Below are 18,133 nucleotides of genomic sequence, written 5' to 3'. Positions count from 1 at the left end.
AGCATCTCGAAAATCGTCTTTTTTGCCTTTCTTAATAATTCAGGCTCGTTAGTTAAAATATAAAATTTACAAACAGTATACGAATGTGCGAATGTCGCAGAAAGAATGTTGAGTTTTGACAAAAACTCGCCGACCCCATGGAAAACGTTTGCGAGTCGAGCCTATATTTGACTCGCGATCAATGCGGGGAGTGCGAATCGAGCGATGGAGTCAGGTTAATCCATATATGAAACAACAGTTCTTCGATTGAATTCCGGGGGGAGATTCCGGCGTTCGTTTTCGTGGCGCAAGGCTTGCCGCGCAGGCACTTTGGCTGCGTCTGCCGTTTGACCTGGATATAGAGGCGCGTAATCAGGGTGGGTTCTCCGGCCGCGTCTTTGATGTGCCGGAAACAGCGATTTCTAATAAATGGAAGATTTGACGGGCAGGGGGATTAAAAGTAAAAATGCTGATTAAATAATGCCAGTTGATTAATTCTCGCCAGTTGTCAATCCGGTCATCCGTTTTGGTTTGATGACGGGGCGGCATTTATCCAGAAAAATCGAATAACAGATTCCGGTATTTCCTTTCTGTATTCCTAATTGCGGGAAGGATTCGGGACGTCGATTCTCTTTATGGGAAGGTGTGATTATGCGTATGCGCATGGGCTCGAATAAAAAGCGCGCGGATGCACGTCCGAAATTCCTCGTTCCGACCGGCATGCTGGTCGCGCTGGTCGGCGCCGGGGTCATTCCCGCAGAAGCACTGGCCGCCTGCACCGGAACACCCGCCGTCACCTGTACCGGCGCGACCTCCAGTTACGCGAACGGCACGAACGGCCTCAACGTCACGGTCGCCCAGGGCGCGACCGTTTCCGTGCTGCCGTTGTTCGGCGGGACCGCGATGTCGCTGACGGGCAGCGGCGTCACGCTGACCAACAACGGGACGATCGACCCCTCCCTGGCCGGCCTGAGCGTCGTTTCGAACGGCACGGTCGTCGGTAATATCCTGTCCCCGAGCACGGTCAACGTCACGAACGCGAGCACCGGCGTGATGATGGGCTCGACCAGCGGGTTGCTGGGCAACGGGCCGGCATTGACCGTCTACAACGGCATCGGCGGGACGACGAACATCACGAATGCCGGCACGATCGGCACGACCGGCATTCTCGGCTTCACCGCGGGCCCGACCGCGCAGGTGGTCACCGCGCAGGGGGGCGCGCAGGTCAATTTCACCAACGCGAGCGGCGGCGCGATCAACGGCTCCGTGGTGCTGGCCCCGAGCGGACTGGCCGGCACTGGCAATACGTTCACCAACGCGGGAACCGTCACGGGGAACGTGTCGCTCGGCGCGGCCGTCGGGACGTCGAATACGTTCAATGCGATGACCGGATCGTCGGTCGGCCTCGGTGTCGATGCGGGCCTCGGCGGCAACAACACGCTCAACCTGCAGTTGAACACGGCCGCCGGCAGCGCGGCGAACGGCACCGTCGCGGTCGATACGTTCGGCAATTTCACCCATCTCGCGGTCCAGGGCGGTACGTGGAACATCAACGGCGCATCGACCGCGTCGAACGCGTCGCTGACCGGTGGCACCGCGATCCTCAACAACAGCGGCGGGCTAGGGACGGGAACGATCGTCGTCGGCGGCGGCACCCTCGAGGCCGGCGCGGCCGGGGTGAACCTGCTCAACAACGTGACGCTCGGCACGGCGTTGACGGTCGACGGCGCGACGGGCCTCGCGCTGTCGGGTGCGCTGACCGGCGGCGGTGCGCTGAACGCGAGCGGCGCCGGCACGCTGACGCTGAACGGCGCCAATTCATTCGCCGGCGGAACGAATCTGACGGGCGGCGGCGGGATCGTCGTCGGCACCGGGACGGCGCTCGGCACCGGCGCGCTGAACGTGACGGGCGCGGGCGGCACGCTCGGCACGAGCGTCGGCGGCACGGTGCTCGGCAATGCGGTGAATCTGGATACCGGCGTCACGCTGGGCCTGAACGGTTCCGCCAACCTCGGCCTGGGCGGCGCGATCGGCGGCAGTGGCAGCCTCGCGCAAACCGGCACGGGCACAACGACGCTGTTCGGCCCCAACACGTTTGCGGGCGGCACGACGCTGAGCGGCGGCGGGTTGATCGCGGGCAACGGCGCCGCGCTCGGCACCGGCGCGCTGCATGTGAGCGGTGCGGGCGGCTCGCTCGGCACGAGCGTCGGCGGCACGCTGCTGGGCAACGCGGTGAACCTCGACGCCGGCGCGGCGCTCGGCCTGAACGGCGCGGCCAACCTGAGCCTCGGCGGCGTGATCGGTGGCGGCGGCAGCCTCGCGCAAACCGGGTCGGGCACGACAACGCTGCTCGGCGCGAACACGTTCACCGGCGGCACGACGCTGGGCGCGGGCGGTCTCGTCGCCGGTAACGGCGCGGCATTGGGCACGGGGGCGCTGAACGTGACCGGCGCGGGCGGTTCGCTCGCGACCAACGCGAGCGGCACGCTGCTCGGCAATGCGGTGAATCTCGGCGCGGGCGCGACGCTCGGCCTGAACGGTGCGGCCGACCTGAGCCTCGGCGGCACGATCGGCGGCAGCGGCAGTCTCGCGCAAACCGGCGCGGGCACGACGACGCTGCTCGGCGCGAACACGTTCGCGGGCGGCACGACGCTCGGCGCGGGCGGGCTCGTCGCCGGCAACGGCACGGCATTGGGCACGGGTGCGCTGAACGTGACCGGCACGGGCGGCTCGCTCGCGACGAGCGCGAGCGGCACGGTGCTCGGCAATGCGATCAATCTCGGCGCGGGCGCGACGCTCGGGCTGAACGGCTCGGCCGATCTCGGCCTGGGCGGCACGATTGCCGGCGCGGGCAGCCTGGCGCTCGGCGGCACCGGCGCGACGACGCTGTCCGGCGCGAACACGTTCACCGGCGGTGCAAGCTTGACGGGGGGCGGCAGCCTGATCGTCGAAGGCAACACGGCGCTCGGCATCGGCGGCGCGTTGAACGTGAGTGGCCTCGGCGGCTCGCTGAGCGCGGACCTGGCCGCCGGCGCGGCACTCGCGAACACGATCAACCTGAACGGCGCGTCGCTGACGCTGAACGGCGCGCACGACCTCGGCCTGAACGGCGCGATCAACGGCACCGGCGGGCTCGTGCTGAGCGGGTCGGGGACGACGACACTGTCCGGCGCGAACACCTTCGGCGGCGGCACGACCCTGAGCGCCGGCACGCTGCTCGCCGGCAACAACGCGGCGCTCGGCACCGGTGCGCTGAATGTCGCGGGCGCGGGCGGTGCGCTCGGCGCGAGCGTGAGCGGCACGGCATTGGGCAACGCGGTGAACCTCGGCACGGGCGCGACGCTGGCGCTGACCGGTGCGAACGATCTCGGCCTGAACGGCGTGATCGCCGGCAACGGCGGGATCGCGCAAACCGGCAGCGGCACGACGACGCTGCTCGGTGCCAATACGTTTTCGGGCGGCACGACGCTGAGCGGCGGCGGGCTCCTCGCCGGCAATGGCGGCGCGCTGGGGACGGGCGCGCTGAACGTGACGGGTGCGGGCGGCTCGCTCGGCACGACGGTCGGCGGCACGGTGCTGGGCAATGCAATCCAGCTCGGCGCGGGCGCCGCACTGACGGTGGGCGGCGCGAACGACCTCGGGCTGGGCGGGATCATCTCGGGCACCGGCGGCCTCAATGTCAGCGGCCCGGGCACGACGACGCTGACCGCGGCCGAGACGTTCACCGGCGGCACCACGATCGGCAGCGGCACGCTGGCAATCGGCGCGGGCGGCAGCCTTGCCGCGTCGAGCCCGGTCAACCTGAGCGGCGCGGGCGCGCACTTCAGCGTGGCCGGTGCGACCACGCCGCAGTCGATCGGCACGCTGTCGGGCGTCGCGGGTTCGGTGATCGATCTCGGGGCGAACCACCTGACGCTGGCCGGCAGCGGCAGCGGCGTCTTCGCCGGCAACATCGGCGGGGCGGGCGGGCTGACGCTGTCGGGAACCGGCTCGCAGGCGCTGACGGGCAACAACACGTTCACGGGCGGCACGGCGCTGACCGGCGGCAACCTGGTCGTCGGCAGCGCCACGGCGCTCGGCCTGGGCGCTCTCGACGTCAACGGCTCGGCGTCGCTCGGCGCGAGCGTGCCGGGCGTGACGCTCGGCAACGCGGTGAATCTCGGCACCGGCGTCACGCTGGGGCTGAACGGCGCGACCGACCTGGGCCTGGGCGGCACGATCGCCGGGAACGGCAGCCTTGCGCAAACCGGCACGGGCACGACGACGCTCACCGGCACGAACACGTTCTCGGGCGGCACGACGCTGAGCGCCGGCGGGCTCATCGCGGGCAACGGCGCGGCGCTGGGTACGGGTGCGCTGAACGTGATGGGCACGGGCGGCACGCTGGCGACGAACGTCGCCGGCACTTTGCTCGGCAATGCAGTAAATCTCGGCGCGGGCGCGACGCTCGGCCTGAACGGCTCGGCCGACCTTAGCCTGGGCGGGGTGATAGCCGGCAACGGCGGGATCGCGCAAACCGGTAGCGGCACGACGACGCTGCTCGGTGCCAATACGTTCTCGGGCGGCACGACGCTGAGCGGCGGCGGGCTGATCGCCGGCAACGGCGCGGCGCTGGGCACGGGGGCGCTGAACGTCGCGGGCGCGGGCGGCACGCTCGGCACGAGCGTCGGCGGCACCGTGCTCGGCAACGCGGTGAATCTCGGCACGGGCGCAACGCTGACCGTTGGCGGTGCGAACAATCTTGGGCTGGGCGGCGCGATCTCCGGTGGCGGCAACCTGTCGGTGAACGGCCCGGCGACGACGACGCTCACGGGGCTCGGCTCGTACACCGGCAGCACGACGATCGGCAGTGGCAGCACGCTCGCGGTGGGCTCGGGCGGCGGCCTGTCGGCGGGCAGTCTGTTCGACCTGGCCGGCGCGGGCGCGACGCTCGACCTAAGCGCGGCCACGTCGCCGCAGGCGACGGCCGGGCTGGCCGGCGTGGCCGGCTCGACGGTGAGCCTCGGCGGCAACACGTTGACGCTGGGCGGCGCGGGCAACACCACCTTCGGCGGCACGATCGGCGGCACGGGCGGGCTGGCGCTGTCCGGCACCGGCACCGAGACGCTGACGGGTATCAATACGTACACGGGCGCGACGACGATCAACAGCGGCACGCTGGCGATCGGCGCGGGCGGCGGCCTGTCGGCAGGTGGCGCGGTGAATCTGGCCGGCGCGGGCGCGACGTTCGACCTCAGCGGCGCGACGTTGCCGCAGGTGACGGGCGCGCTGTCGGGCGTGGCCGGTTCGACGGTGAACCTGGGCGGCAACGGGCTGACGCTCGACGGCTCGGGCAACGCGACGTTCGGCGGCACGATCGCCGGCGCAGGCGGCAGCCTGACGCTGGGCGGTACGGGCACGGAGACGCTGACAGGCAACAACACCTATTCAGGCGGGACGAACCTGACCGGCGGCGGCACGCTGATCGCGGGCAGCAACGCGGCGCTCGGCACCGGTGCGCTGAACCTCGCCGGTGCGGGCGGCTCGCTGGCGGCGAACGTCCCCGGCACGGTGCTCGGCAATGCGGTGAATCTCGGCGCAGGCGCGACGCTGGGCTTGAACGGTGCGGCCGACCTGAGCCTCGGCGGGCTCATCTCGGGCGGCGGCAGTCTCGCGCAGACCGGCAGCGGGACGACGACGCTCTCCGGCGCCAACACGTACACGGGCGGCACGATGCTGAGCGGTGGCGGGTTGTCCGTTGGCAGCAGTACGGCGCTTGGCACGGGCGCGGTCCACGTGACCGGCACAGGCGGCGCGCTCAACGCGAGCACGGCCAACATCCTGCTCGCCAACGGGTTCGATCTCGGCGGAGGTTCGACACTGAACCTCGGCGGCCTCAACGACTTCGGCCTGAACGGCATCATTTCCGGCGCGGGCGGCGTGGTGCAGTCGGGCGCGGGCACGATCACGCTCGGCGGCTCGAACACCTACAGCGGCGGCACGACGCTGAACAGCGGCGGGCTCAGCGTCGGCAGCAATACGGCGCTCGGCACCGGCGCGCTGAACGTGACCGGCAACGGCACGCTGAACGCCAGCGTGAGCGGCACGACGCTTGGCAACGCGGTGAATCTCGGCGCGGGCGCGACGCTCGGCCTGAACGGCGCGAACAACCTCGGCCTGAGCGGCACGATTGCCGGTGACGGCGGCCTCGCGCAAACCGGCTCGGGCACGACGACGCTGACGGGCCCGAACACGTACACGGGCGGCACGACGCTGAGCGGTGGCGGGCTCATTGCCGGCAACGGCAGCGCACTGGGTGCCGGCGCGCTGAACGTCTCGGGTGCGGGCGGCTCGCTCGGCACGAACGTGGCGGGCACGACGCTGGGCAACACGGTGAACCTCGGCGCGGGTTCGACGCTGACGGTTGGCGGTGCGAACGATCTTGGCCTTGGCGGCGCGATTTCCGGCAGCGGTGGCCTGTCGGTGAGCGGCCCGTCGACGACGACGCTCACGGGTTCGAACACGTACACGGGCAACACGACGATCGGCGGCGGCAGCACGCTGGCAGTGGGCGCGGGCGGCGGCCTGTCCGCGGGCAGCGCGCTCAACCTCTCCGGCTCGGGCGCGACGCTGGACCTGAGCGCGGCGACTTCGCCGCAGACGAGCGGGATGCTGTCGGGCGTCGCCGGCACGAACGTCAATCTCGGCGGCAATACGTTGACGCTCGCCGGTTCCGGCAATGGCAACTATGCCGGCACGATCGGCGGTACCGGCGGGCTGACGATGTCCGGTTCGGGTACCGAAACGCTGACGGGCAGCAACACTTATACCGGTGCGACGACGATCAACAGCGGCACGCTGGCGATCGGTGCGGGCGGCGGCCTGTCGGCGAGCAGCCCGGTCAACCTGGCCGGTGCGGGCGCGACGTTCGACGTGAGCGGTGCAACGACGCCGCAGACGACCGGCACGCTGTCGGGCGTGGCGGGTTCGACGGTGAACCTCGGCGGCAACAACCTGACGCTGGGCGGCACGGGCAACGGCACGTATGGCGGCACGATCGCCGGTGCGGGCGGCAGCCTGACGCTGTCGGGCAGCGGCACAGAAACGCTGACGGGCAACAACACGTATTCGGGCGGCACGAACCTGACCGGCGGCGGCACGCTGCTCGCGGGCAGCAGCGCGGCGCTCGGCACGGGCGCATTGAACACGAGCGGCGCGGGCGGCACGCTCGGCACCAGCGTGGCCGGCACGACGATCACCAACACGGTCAATCTCGGCACGGGATCGACGCTGACGGTTGGCGGTGCGAACAATCTGGGCCTCGGCGGCGCGATCTCGGGTAGCGGCAATCTCGCCGTGACCGGCCCGTCGACGACGACGCTCACCGGCGCGAGCTCGTACACGGGCAACACGACGATCGGCGGCGGCAGCACGCTCGCGGTGGGCGCGGGCGGCAGCCTGTCGGGAGGCAGCGCGGTCAACCTGTCGGGCACGGGTGCGACGCTCGACGTGAGCGCGGCCACGACGCCGCAGACGACGGGCACGCTGTCGGGCGTATCGGGCACGACGGTGAACCTCGGCGGCAACACGCTGACGCTGAATGGTTCGGGCAACGGCACGTTCGGCGGCACCGTGGGCGGCACGGGCGGGCTGACGCTGTCGGGCACGGGCACCGAAACGCTGACCGGCAACAACACGTACACGGGCGCGACGACGATCGGCGGCGGCAGCACGCTGGCGATCGGCGCGGGCGGCAGCCTGTCGTCGAGCAGCCCGGTCAACCTGACCGGTGCGGGCGCCACGTTCGACGTGAGCGGCGCGACGACACCGCAGACGACCGGCACGCTGTCGGGCGTGGCGGGTTCGACGGTGAATCTCGGCGGCAACAACCTGACGCTCGGCGGCACGGGCAACGGCACGTACGGTGGCACGATCGCTGGCGCGGGCGGTAGCCTCACGTTGTCGGGCACGGGCACCGAAACGCTGACGGGCAACAATACGTACACGGGCGGCACGAGCCTGACCGGCGGCGGCACGCTGGTCGCGGGCAGCAATACGGCACTCGGCACGGGCGCGTTGAACACGAGCGGCGCAGGCGGCACGCTGTCCGCGAGCACGCCCGGCACGACACTGGGCAACGCGGTGAACCTCGGCAGCGGTTCGACGCTGACGGTCGGCGGTGCGAACAACCTGGGCCTCGGCGGCGCGATCAGCGGTAGCGGCAACCTCGCGGTGAATGGTCCGTCGACGACGACGCTGTCGGGCGCGAACACCTACACCGGCAGCACGACGATCGGCGGGGGCAGCACGTTGGCGGTCGGCGCGGGCGGCAACCTGTCGTCGGGCAGCGCGATCGACCTGTCGGGTACCGGCGCGACGCTCGACCTGAGCGCGGCCACGTCGCCGCAGACGAGCGGTGCGCTGTCCGGCGGAACCGGCACGAACGTGAATCTCGGCGGCAATACGCTCACGCTGGGCGGATCGGGCAGCGGCACGTACGGCGGCGTGATCGGCGGTACGGGCGGGTTGACGCTGTCGGGCACCGGCACCGAAACGCTGACGGGCACCAATACGTACACCGGCGCGACGACGATCAACAGCGGCACGCTCGCGATCAGCGGCAACGGCAGCCTGTCGTTGAGCAGCCCGGTCAGCCTGACGGCGTCCGGCGCGACGCTCGACCTGAGCGGCGCGTCGTCGCCGCAATCGACGGGCGCGATCTCGGGCGTGGCCGGCTCGACGGTGAACCTCGGGAACAACAACCTGACGCTCGGCGGCACGGGCAGCGGCACCTACGCGGGCAACATCGCCGGCACGGGCGGCGTGACGATGAACGGCACCGGCACCGAAACGCTGACCGGCGCGAACTCCTATACGGGCGCCACCACGATCAACAGCGGCACGCTGGCGATCGGCGCGGGCGGCAGTCTGTCGGCGACGACGCCGGTGAGCCTGACGGGTGCGGGCGCAACCTTCGACCTGAGCGGCGCGACCACGCCTCAGACGACGGGCACGTTGTCGGGCGTCGCTGGTTCGACGGTGAACCTGGGCGGCAACAACCTGACGCTGGGCGGTTCGGGCAGCGGCACGTACGACGGCACGATCGCCGGTGCAGGCGGCAGCCTGACGCTGGGCGGGACGGGCACCGAGACGCTCAACGGGACGAACACGTACACGGGCGGCACGAGCCTGACGGGCGGCGGCACGCTGATCGCGGGTAACGGATCGGCACTCGGCACGGGTGCGCTGAACACGAGCGGCGCGGGCGGCACGCTCGGCACCAGCGTGGCCGGCACGACGCTCGGCAATGCGGTGAATCTCGGTGCGGGGTCGACGCTGACGGTCGGCGGGGCGAACAACCTGGGCCTCGGCGGTGCGATCTCGGGCAGCGGCAATCTCGCCGTGACCGGACCGTCGACGACGACGCTCACCGGCGCGAGCTCGTACACGGGCGGCACGACGATCGGCAACGGCAGCACGCTGGCGGTCGGCGCGGGCGGCAGCCTGTCGTCGGGCAGCGCGGTCGATCTGGCGGGGGCGGGGGCAACGCTGGACCTGAGTGCCGCCACGACGCCGCAGTCGACGGGCGCGTTGGCGGGCGTAGCGGGTTCGACGGTGAACCTCGGCGGCAATGCACTGACGCTCGGCGGTTCGGGCAGCGGCACGTATGGCGGCACGATCGCCGGCACGGGCGGCAGCCTGACGCTGTCGGGCACGGGCACCGAAACGCTGACCGGCGCGAATACGTACACGGGTGGCACGAACCTGACCGGCGGCGGCACGCTGCTCGCGGGCAATGGGTCGGCGCTCGGTACGGGGGCACTGAACACGAGCGGCGCAGGCGGCACGCTCGGCACGAGCGTCGCAGGCACGACACTGACGAACGCGATCAATCTCGGCACGGGTTCGACGCTGACGGTTGGCGGTGCGAACAATCTGGGCCTCGGCGGCGCGATTGGCGGCAGCGGCAACCTGTCGGTGACCGGCCCTGCAACGACGACGATCACCGGTACCGGCACGTACACGGGCAACACGACGATCGGCAACGGCAGCACGCTCGCGGTGGGCGCGGGCGGCAGCCTGTCGGCGGGCAGTGCGGTCAACCTGTCGGGTACGGGGGCGACGCTCGACGTCAGCGCGGCCACGACGCCGCAGTCGACGGGCTCGTTGTCCGGCGTATCGGGCTCGACGGTGAACCTCGGCGGCAACACGCTGACGCTTGGCGGTTCGGGCAGCGGCACGTTCGGCGGTACGGTCGGCGGCACGGGCGGGCTGACGCTGTCGGGCACGGGCACGGAAACGCTGACCGGCGCGAACACGTACACCGGTGCGACGACGATCAACAGCGGCACGCTGGCGATCGGTGCGGGCGGCAGCCTCTCCGGCAGCAGTCCGCTGAACCTGGCCGGTGCGGGCGCAACCTTCGATGTCAGCGGCGCGACGACGCCGCAAACGACGACCGGGCTGTCGGGCGTGGCCGGTTCGACGGTGAACCTCGGCGGCAACAACCTGACGCTCGGCGGGTCGGGCAGCGGTACGTACGGCGGCACGATCGCCGGCACGGGCGGCAGCCTGACGCTGAGCGGCACGGGCACCGAGACGCTGACCGGTTCGAACACGTATTCGGGCGGCACGAACCTGACCGGTGGCGGCACGCTGGTCGCGGGCAGCAACGCGGCGCTCGGCACCGGCGCGCTGAACACCGGCGGCGCAGGCGGGACGCTGGCCGCCGGCACGCCGGGCACGACGTTGGCCAATGCGGTGAACCTCGGGACGGGTTCCACGCTGACGGTGAGCGGCCCGAACAGCCTTGGCCTGACCGGCGCGATTTCCGGCACCGGCAATCTGTCGGTCACCGGCCCGGCGACGACGACGCTGTCGGGTGCCAACACCTACACGGGCGGCACCAGCGTCACGGGCGGCGGCACGCTGGTTGCCGGCACGCCGACGGCACTCGGCAGCGGCTCGCTGAACGTCGGCGGCAACGGCGGCACGCTCGGCACCAGCGTGGCCGGCACGACGCTCGGCAACGCGGTGAATCTCGGCACGGGTTCGACGCTGACGGTCGGCGGCGCGAACAACCTCGGCTTGAGCGGGCCGATTTCGGGCGGCGGCAACCTGGCGGTCAGCGGCCCGTCGACGACGACGCTCACCGGTGCCAACACCTACACGGGCGGCACGACGATCGGCAGCGGCAGCACGCTGGCGGTCGGCGGCAGCGGCGGCCTGTCGTCCGGCAGCGCGGTGACGCTGGCCGGCACCGGCGCGACGCTCGACGTGGCTCGCGCCAGCAGCCCGCAGACGACGAGTGCCTTGTCGGGCACCGCGGGTTCGACCGTGAATCTCGGCGGCAACACGCTCACGGTGGCCGGCCCGGCAGGCGGCGCCTTCGGCGGCACGATCGCGGGCACCGGCGGCTTCGCGGTGCAGGGCGGCGGCACGCAGACGCTGACCGGCGCCAATACTTACACCGGCGGCACGACGATCGGCAGTGGCAGCACGCTGGCGCTCACCGGTGCAGGCAGCCTCGCGCCGACCAGCCCGATGATCCTCGCGGGCAGCGGCGCGACGCTGAACCTGGCGGGCTCGGCCGCGCCGCAGTCGATCGGCACGCTGTCGGGCGCGACGGGCTCGAGCGTGAACCTCGGCAATACGCCGCTGACGGTCAACACCGCGGGCACCAGCACCTTCGCGGGCACGCTGTCGGGCACCGGGCCGCTGACGCTGGCCGGCACGGGCGCGCAGTTGCTGAGCGGCACGAACACGCTGTCCGGGCCGACGACCGTGGCCGGCGGCACGCTCGCCGTCACCGGTTCGCTGGCCAGCTCGTCGGTGACCGTCGGCAACGGCGCGACCGTCACCGGGACAGGCACGATCGGCGGCCTCGTCGTGTCGGGCGGCGGCACCGCTTCGGTCATGCAGCTCGGGCAGCCGCTGAAGGTGGCGGGCAATGCGACGTTCCAGCCGGGCTCAACGCTGCAGGTCGGCGCGACGCCGCAACAAAGCGGCGCCCTCGACGTGACCGGCTCGGCCGCGCTCAACGGCGGGACGGTGCAGGTCGTCGCGGCGACCGGGCAGTATCAGCCGGGCAAGTTGTACACCATCGTGAACGCCGGCGCGGGCGTGCAGGGGCAGTTCAGCGCGGTGAACTCGACGTATGCGTTCCTCACGCCGACGCTCACGTACAACCCGGCGCAGGTGCTGATGTCGCTGGCACCGAACGGCACGCCGTTCGCGTCGGTGGCGACGACGCCCGACGGGCAAGCGGTGGCGGGCGCGGTCGGCACGCTCGGCGCCGGCAATCCGCTGTTCGATACCGTGCTGACGTCGGATGCTCCGACTGCCAACCGCGCGTTCGCGCAGCTTGACGGCGATCTGCATCCGAGCACGAGAAGCGTGCTGCTGTCCGACACCCGCTACGTGCGCGACGCGGTGCTCGATCGCGCGCGTCTCGGCTCGCAGCCCGGCGGTGCGTTGTGCGGCTGCGAGGCGCCGGTGTCGGCGGACGATCACGCGGCGTCGCTCGACCGGCGCCTGGCGTCGGAGAACGGCTGTACGCCGGCCAAGTCGTTCAAGCCGGCGGTGTGGGGCCGGCTGTACGGCTCGCATAGCCGGTTCGACGGCGACGGCGTCGCGTCGGTCGACCGCAACCTGTACGGCTTCGTCGTCGGTACGGATGCGGAGGTCAGCAGCCACTGGCGCGTCGGTATCGCGGGCGGCGCATCGCGCACCCTGCTCAATGCCGACCAGAACCAGTCGGCGAAGGTGAACGGCGAGACGATCGCGCTGTACGCCAGCGGCCGGTACGACGCGTGGAACGTGCGCGGCGGCCTCGCGCAGTCGTGGTACCGCGTGCATAGCGAGCGCAATCCGTCGTTCGGCGGCTTCTCCGACCACGACACCGCCAGCTACGACGCGAACGCGACGCAGGTGTTCACCGAGATCGGTTACTCGACGGCCATCCGCAACGTCGCACTCGAACCGTTCGTCGGACTCGCGTATGCGAGCCTGCATACCGGCAGCTTCAGGGAGAACGGTGGCGCGGCAGCACTGCAGGGCGATTCCAGCACGACCGGCCTCGGCTTCTCGACGCTCGGCGTGCGGGCCTCGACCGATGTCGCGGTCACGACGAAGGGCAAGGTCACCGCGTTCGGGACCGTCGGCTGGCGGCATGCGTTCGGCAATACGCAGCCGGGTTCGACGCTGGCGTTCGCGAGCGGCGGTTCACCGTTCAGCGTGGTCGGCGTGCCGGTCGCGCGAGATGCCGCGGTGCTCGAGGTCGGGGTCGATGCGGCCGTCACGAAGAACCTGTCGCTGGGGTTGTCGTATAGCGGCCAGATCGGTGGAAGCTTCAGCGACCACGCGCTGTACGGCAATCTGCTGTGGAAGTTTTAAGGGGGCGGCCGCTCGCGATGTCGTTGTCGCGAGCGGCCGATGGTTGATCGATGGTTCCTTGGTTGGCTGTTCGATTCGCATGACAGAAGTTTCGTGATGCAAATCAATTGGCGTGAAACGTATGGCGCGATGTTTGACATCCCGCCTCTCCGGCCTGTCTAAACCCGTTTCAACACGTGTCGTATCGGGCGATCCGCAAACGATTCGCGCCACCTTCGTGGCGGCAGGATCCAGGCGTCATCGTTCGAGCTGTTCCGCGGTTGTCCAACCGAAATGAGGGTCTTCATGAAAACGAAAATGAACGTGAAATTGACAGGTATCGCCTTGTCGGTCGCGGCTTTGTTCAGCGTGGCCGCCAGCGCGTCCGAGGCGGTGGTCGTGACGTCCGTGCCCGGAAGCCTGAGTCATGCCGATGGCGTGATCATCGGCGGCGGTTCGTCGGCGGCTGGGGGGCTCGTCGGCACCGTGGCGGGTTGGGGGAACGCGATCGTCTCGGTTGGCAGCCCGACGAATGCCGGCGGTATCGCGATCGGGGCGGCAGGGTCGGCGGCGGGGAGTGCGGCCATCAATCTGGGTAACGGATTGCTCGAGCCGGTCGCGGGCGTGGCCGGCTCCGTGACGGGGGCACTCGGCGGGATGGGTGGCGGCGGTGGCGCCACAGGCGGCATCGGGGGTGTGCTCGGTACAGTCACCGGTGCGCTGGGCGGCGTGGGCGGTAGTGATCCGACTGGTGGTCTCGGCGGTGTGGTCGGCACGGTCACGGGAGCCTTGGGCGGCATCGGCGGGGCGGGTGGTGCGACGGGTGGCCTGGGTGGTGTCGTTGGCACGGTAGCCAATGCGGCAACTGGTGCGGTTGGTACGGTCACCGGTGTACTGGGTGGCGTGGGTGGCAGCGGTGGTTCGACTGGTGGTCTCGGCGATGTGGTTGGCACGGTGACGGGCGCGTTGGGCGGTATTGGCGGGACTGGTGGTGCGACGGGTGGCCTGGGCGGTGTCGTTGGCACGGTAGCTAACGCGGCAACCGGCGCAGTCGGTACGTTGACGGGTGCATTGGGTGGTGTTGGCGGCAGCGATCCGACCGGTGGTCTCGGCGTTGTGGTTGGGACGGTGACTGGCGCGTTGGGCGGTATTGGCGGGACTGGTGGCGCAACGGGTGGTCTGGGCGGTGTCGTTGGGACGGTAGCCAATGCGGCAACTGGTGCGGTTGGTACGGTCACTGGCGCGCTGGGTGGCGTGGGCGGCAGCGGTGGTTCGACTGGTGGTCTCGGCGGTGTGGTCGGTACGGTGACCGGCGCGTTGGGCGGCATTGGCGGGACGGGTGGTGCGACGGGTGGCCTGGGCGGTGTCGTTGGCACGGTAGCCAACGCGGCAACCGGTGCGGTTGGCACCGTGACTGGAGCGCTGGGAGGCGTGGGCGGCAGCGGTGGTTCGACTGGTGGTCTCGGCGGTGTGGTTGGAACGGTGACGGGCGCGTTGGGCGGCATCGGCGGGACTGGTGGCGCAACGGGCGGCCTGGGCGGTGTCGTTGGCACGGTAGCCAATACGGCGACCGGTGCAATCGGTACCGTAACGGGAGCCTTGGGTGGCGTTGGCGGCAGCGGCGATCCGACCGGTGGCCTCGGTGGCGTGGTCGGTACGGTGACCGGCGCGTTGGGCGGCATCGGCGGAACTGGTGGCGCAACGGGTGGCCTGGGCGGTGTCGTTGGCACGGTAGCCAATACGGCGACCGGTGCAATCGGTACCGTAACGGGAGCCTTGGGTGGCGTTGGCGGCAGTGGCGATCCGACCGGTGGCCTCGGTGGCGTGGTCGGTACGGTGACCGGCGCGTTGGGCGGCATCGGCGGAACTGGTGGCGCAACGGGTGGCCTTGACGGCGTCGTTGGCACGGTAGCCAACGCGGCAACTGGTGCGGTTGGTACGGTAACCGGTGCACTGGGTGGCGTGGGTGGCAGCGGCGGATCGACTGGTGGTCTCGGCGGTGTGGTCGGCACGGTCACGGGAGCCTTGGGCGGCATCGGCGGGGCGGGTGGCGCGACAGGTGGCCTGGGTGGTGTCGTTGGCACGATAGCCAATACGGCGACCGGTGCAGTTGGCACGTTGACGGGTGCGCTGGGTGGTGTTGGCGGGACCGGTGGTGCAACGGGTGGCTTGGGCGGCGTCGTTGGCACGGTAGCCAACGCGGCGACTGGTGCGGTTGGTACGGTCACCGGTGCACTGGGCGGCGGGGGCGGCAGCGGTGGTTCGACTGGTGGTCTTGGCGGTGTGGTCGGTACGGTGACGGGCGCCTTGGGCGGCATCGGCGGGGCTGGTGGTGCAACGGGTGGTCTGGGCGGCGTCATTGGCACGGTAGCTAACACGGCAACCGGTGCAGTCGGCACGTTAACGGGTGCACTGAGTGGTGTTGGCGGCAGCGATCCGACCGGTGGTCTCGGCGGAGTGGTTGGCACGGTGACGGGCGCCTTGGGCGGTATCGGCGGGGCTGGTGGTGCAACGGGTGGTCTGGGTGGGGTCGTCGGCACAGTAGCCAACACGGCAACCGGCGCGATCGGTACCGTAACGGGAGCCTTGGGAGGCGTTGGCGGCAGTGGCGATCCGACCGGGGGGCTCGGTGGCGTCGTCGGTACGGTGACCGGCGCGTTGGGTGGTATCGGCGGGACCGGTGGTGCAACGGGTGGCCTGGGCGGCGTCGTCGGCACGTTGACCGGTGCACTGGGTGGCATCGGCGGGAGTGGTGGTGCAACGAGTGGCCTGGGAGGCGTCGTCGGCACGGTTGCCAACACGGCAACCGGCGCAGTCGGCACGTTGACCGGCGCATTGGGCGGTGTTGGCGGCAGCGGTGGTGCGATCGGTGGCCTGGGTGGTGTCGTGGGCACGGTGGCCAACACCGGCACGGGAGTCGTCAACGCTGTCACCGGTGTCGCGGGCAATGGCGGCGCGCTGATTACGCCGATCACCAGCATCGTCGGCACCCTCGGCGGATCGCTGCCGATCGGTGCCGCCAATGGTGCAATCGGTGCGGCGTCCGGCGCGGTAACCGGAATCGCCGGCAGCGGCACGGCGGCGATCACGCCGATCGCATCCGCCGTCACGTCGCTGATCGGACCTGCAACGAGCGGCGTCGGCGGCATCATCGGCTCCGGAACCGGCGTCATCAACGGCGCAAGCGGTGCAGCCGGATCCCTCGCGACGGTGACGACCGGCCTCGCGGGCACGCTGGCGAACACCGTAACCGGTACGACCGGCGCGATCGCAGGCACGTTGCCGGCACTGAGTGTCGCACTCAACGGCGGCACGGCAGCCGGTGCAGTCGGAGGTGCGACCAACGCAGTCGGCACACTTGTCTCCGGCGGCGCGACGATCGTCAACACGGCGGTGCATTCTGTCGGTTCGGCTGTCGGCTCGGTGGCCGGCGTCGTCCCGGCACTGGCTGTCTCGCTGAACGGCAATTCCGGGCAAGGGGGCGGCGCTGTGACGGGTGGTGGTCTGCTGGCACCGGTGACGGCGCTCGTCAGTTCGCTCACCGTTCCGGTGGTCAAGAAGTAGGCGAAGTCGCTTCCGCGGCCGCCGCATGGATTGGGCGGCCGCTACGTTTCATGTTCGACACGATCGACGGTCGCGGGATGGCGGGCTCATCACTTGCGACACGCCATCTCCATCCCCCCGTTTTGAACAACCTGTCGAGCGCGTCATCCGCAATGCAACTGACGGGACGTGGGCTCATCCCGGAATGGCGCGGGAACGCTGACCCTTGCACGTGGCGATCCAGGCAATGACATTGCGTCGACGTTGAATATCCAACGTTCCGGATTAGATGGAGGGCGCGCCAGCGTCCCGTATCCCTCGTGGCATTGGGCAATCCCGTGTCCCGAATAACCGCAATGCATTCAGTGAGAAATTCGCTTCGGTTTCCGATACGAACCGTTTCGCCGACGCCGCTTCGCGCGTTGCGTCCGTGCCGGCGTCCGGCGTAGACGAGGCGTATCTCCGCGATGCCAACCTGAATGGCTATGTCCCGCGGCCATGTCAGGAGCGACGCGATATCACGGTAGAGAACGTCTGCCGCTCCCGCCTGGGCGTACCCGTTCCGCACGAGGTCTTTGTCCGACGGCACGGCTTTTTCCAACACTTCGTCCTGGCGCCAATTCCTATCAGGGAAATCCCGGTAGTCCGCACGGGTATCAAACGCGATTAACTTATATCAAACAAATTTTGACGACGATTTATGTTCCTGATATGGTTTTTCGCACCTGCAAAGCGCGTCCCGCTTGCATTGGTGATTGGCGAAAAGTTCGCGTGCTTCTCCAGCGGCTGAACCGGACGCTCGATCAGCCTGCGACGGCGGTCGGCATTTCCATAGCGCTTGTTGTCGCGGGTGGAGCGTGGCCCGGTTTCGTCTTCGCCCACTTCGCTCGTGGGTATGGCGTGAGTGTGGAACGTGACGACCCAATGCTTCTTCGAATTGCCATTGAAGAAACGTTCGGTTCCGCGTGGCGATCCGCTCGAGTTTTTCGGCTTCGCGGATTCGGCACATCTGTTCGTCCGGATGGCGAATTCGATAGCAGCTGGAGCGACAACGGAAGCAAGGCAGCGGCTTTCGTCCAGGCGGGACGCCGCGATGGTTCCAATCGATGGAATGCGGGACAGGTCGAGATGCGAGGCGCCTTCCTGCATGAAATTTTGAGGATAACGAAATGATCGAGTCGAATATGCCGATCTGGCGAACATGAAGCCGGCTGCTGCAACCTGAGACGACGTGCAGCCCATGCGCCGTCATCTGCCT

The 18,133-nt window shown here is 69.7% G+C and carries 3 protein-coding genes; 2 read left to right on the top strand and 1 reads right to left on the bottom strand.

Going from position 1 to position 18,133, the window contains the following annotated elements; all coding sequences use genetic code 11:
* The first annotated feature begins 630 nt into the window (after positions 1 to 630).
* Entirely contained in the window at positions 631 to 13,353 is a 12,723-nt protein-coding gene (locus CFB40_RS34325; protein WP_089433834.1) for an autotransporter-associated beta strand repeat-containing protein, read from the top strand.
* Between the two features lie 285 nt (positions 13,354 to 13,638).
* Positions 13,639 to 16,896, top strand: a complete 3,258-nt coding sequence (locus tag CFB40_RS39440) for a beta strand repeat-containing protein (RefSeq protein ID WP_089434030.1) — start codon at positions 13,639 to 13,641, stop codon at positions 16,894 to 16,896.
* A gap of 645 nt (positions 16,897 to 17,541) precedes the next feature.
* On the opposite strand, the gene CFB40_RS38415 is transcribed toward CFB40_RS39440, so the two are convergent.
* Positions 17,542 to 18,078 (bottom strand): hypothetical protein, encoded by a 537-nt coding sequence (locus tag CFB40_RS38415; protein WP_143329935.1) that lies wholly within the window; start codon positions 18,076 to 18,078, stop codon positions 17,542 to 17,544.
* Positions 18,079 to 18,133 lie beyond the last annotated feature (55 nt).

The organism is Burkholderia sp. AU31652 (assembly GCF_002223155.1).
Taxonomy (GTDB): Bacteria; Pseudomonadota; Gammaproteobacteria; order Burkholderiales; family Burkholderiaceae; genus Burkholderia.
The sequence above is the reverse complement of the archived record's forward strand: the minus strand, read 5'-3'. Positions and strand labels throughout refer to the sequence as shown.

Excerpts from the sequence above, each read along its gene's own strand:
- CFB40_RS34325 (WP_089433834.1), top strand. The coding sequence starts at position 631 with ATGCGTATGCGCATGGGCTCGAATAAAAAGCGCGCGGATGCACGTCCG.
- CFB40_RS39440 (WP_089434030.1), top strand. The coding sequence starts at position 13,639 with ATGAAAACGAAAATGAACGTGAAATTGACAGGTATCGCCTTGTCGGTC.
- CFB40_RS38415 (WP_143329935.1), bottom strand. The coding sequence starts at position 18,078 with ATGTTCGCCAGATCGGCATATTCGACTCGATCATTTCGTTATCCTCAA.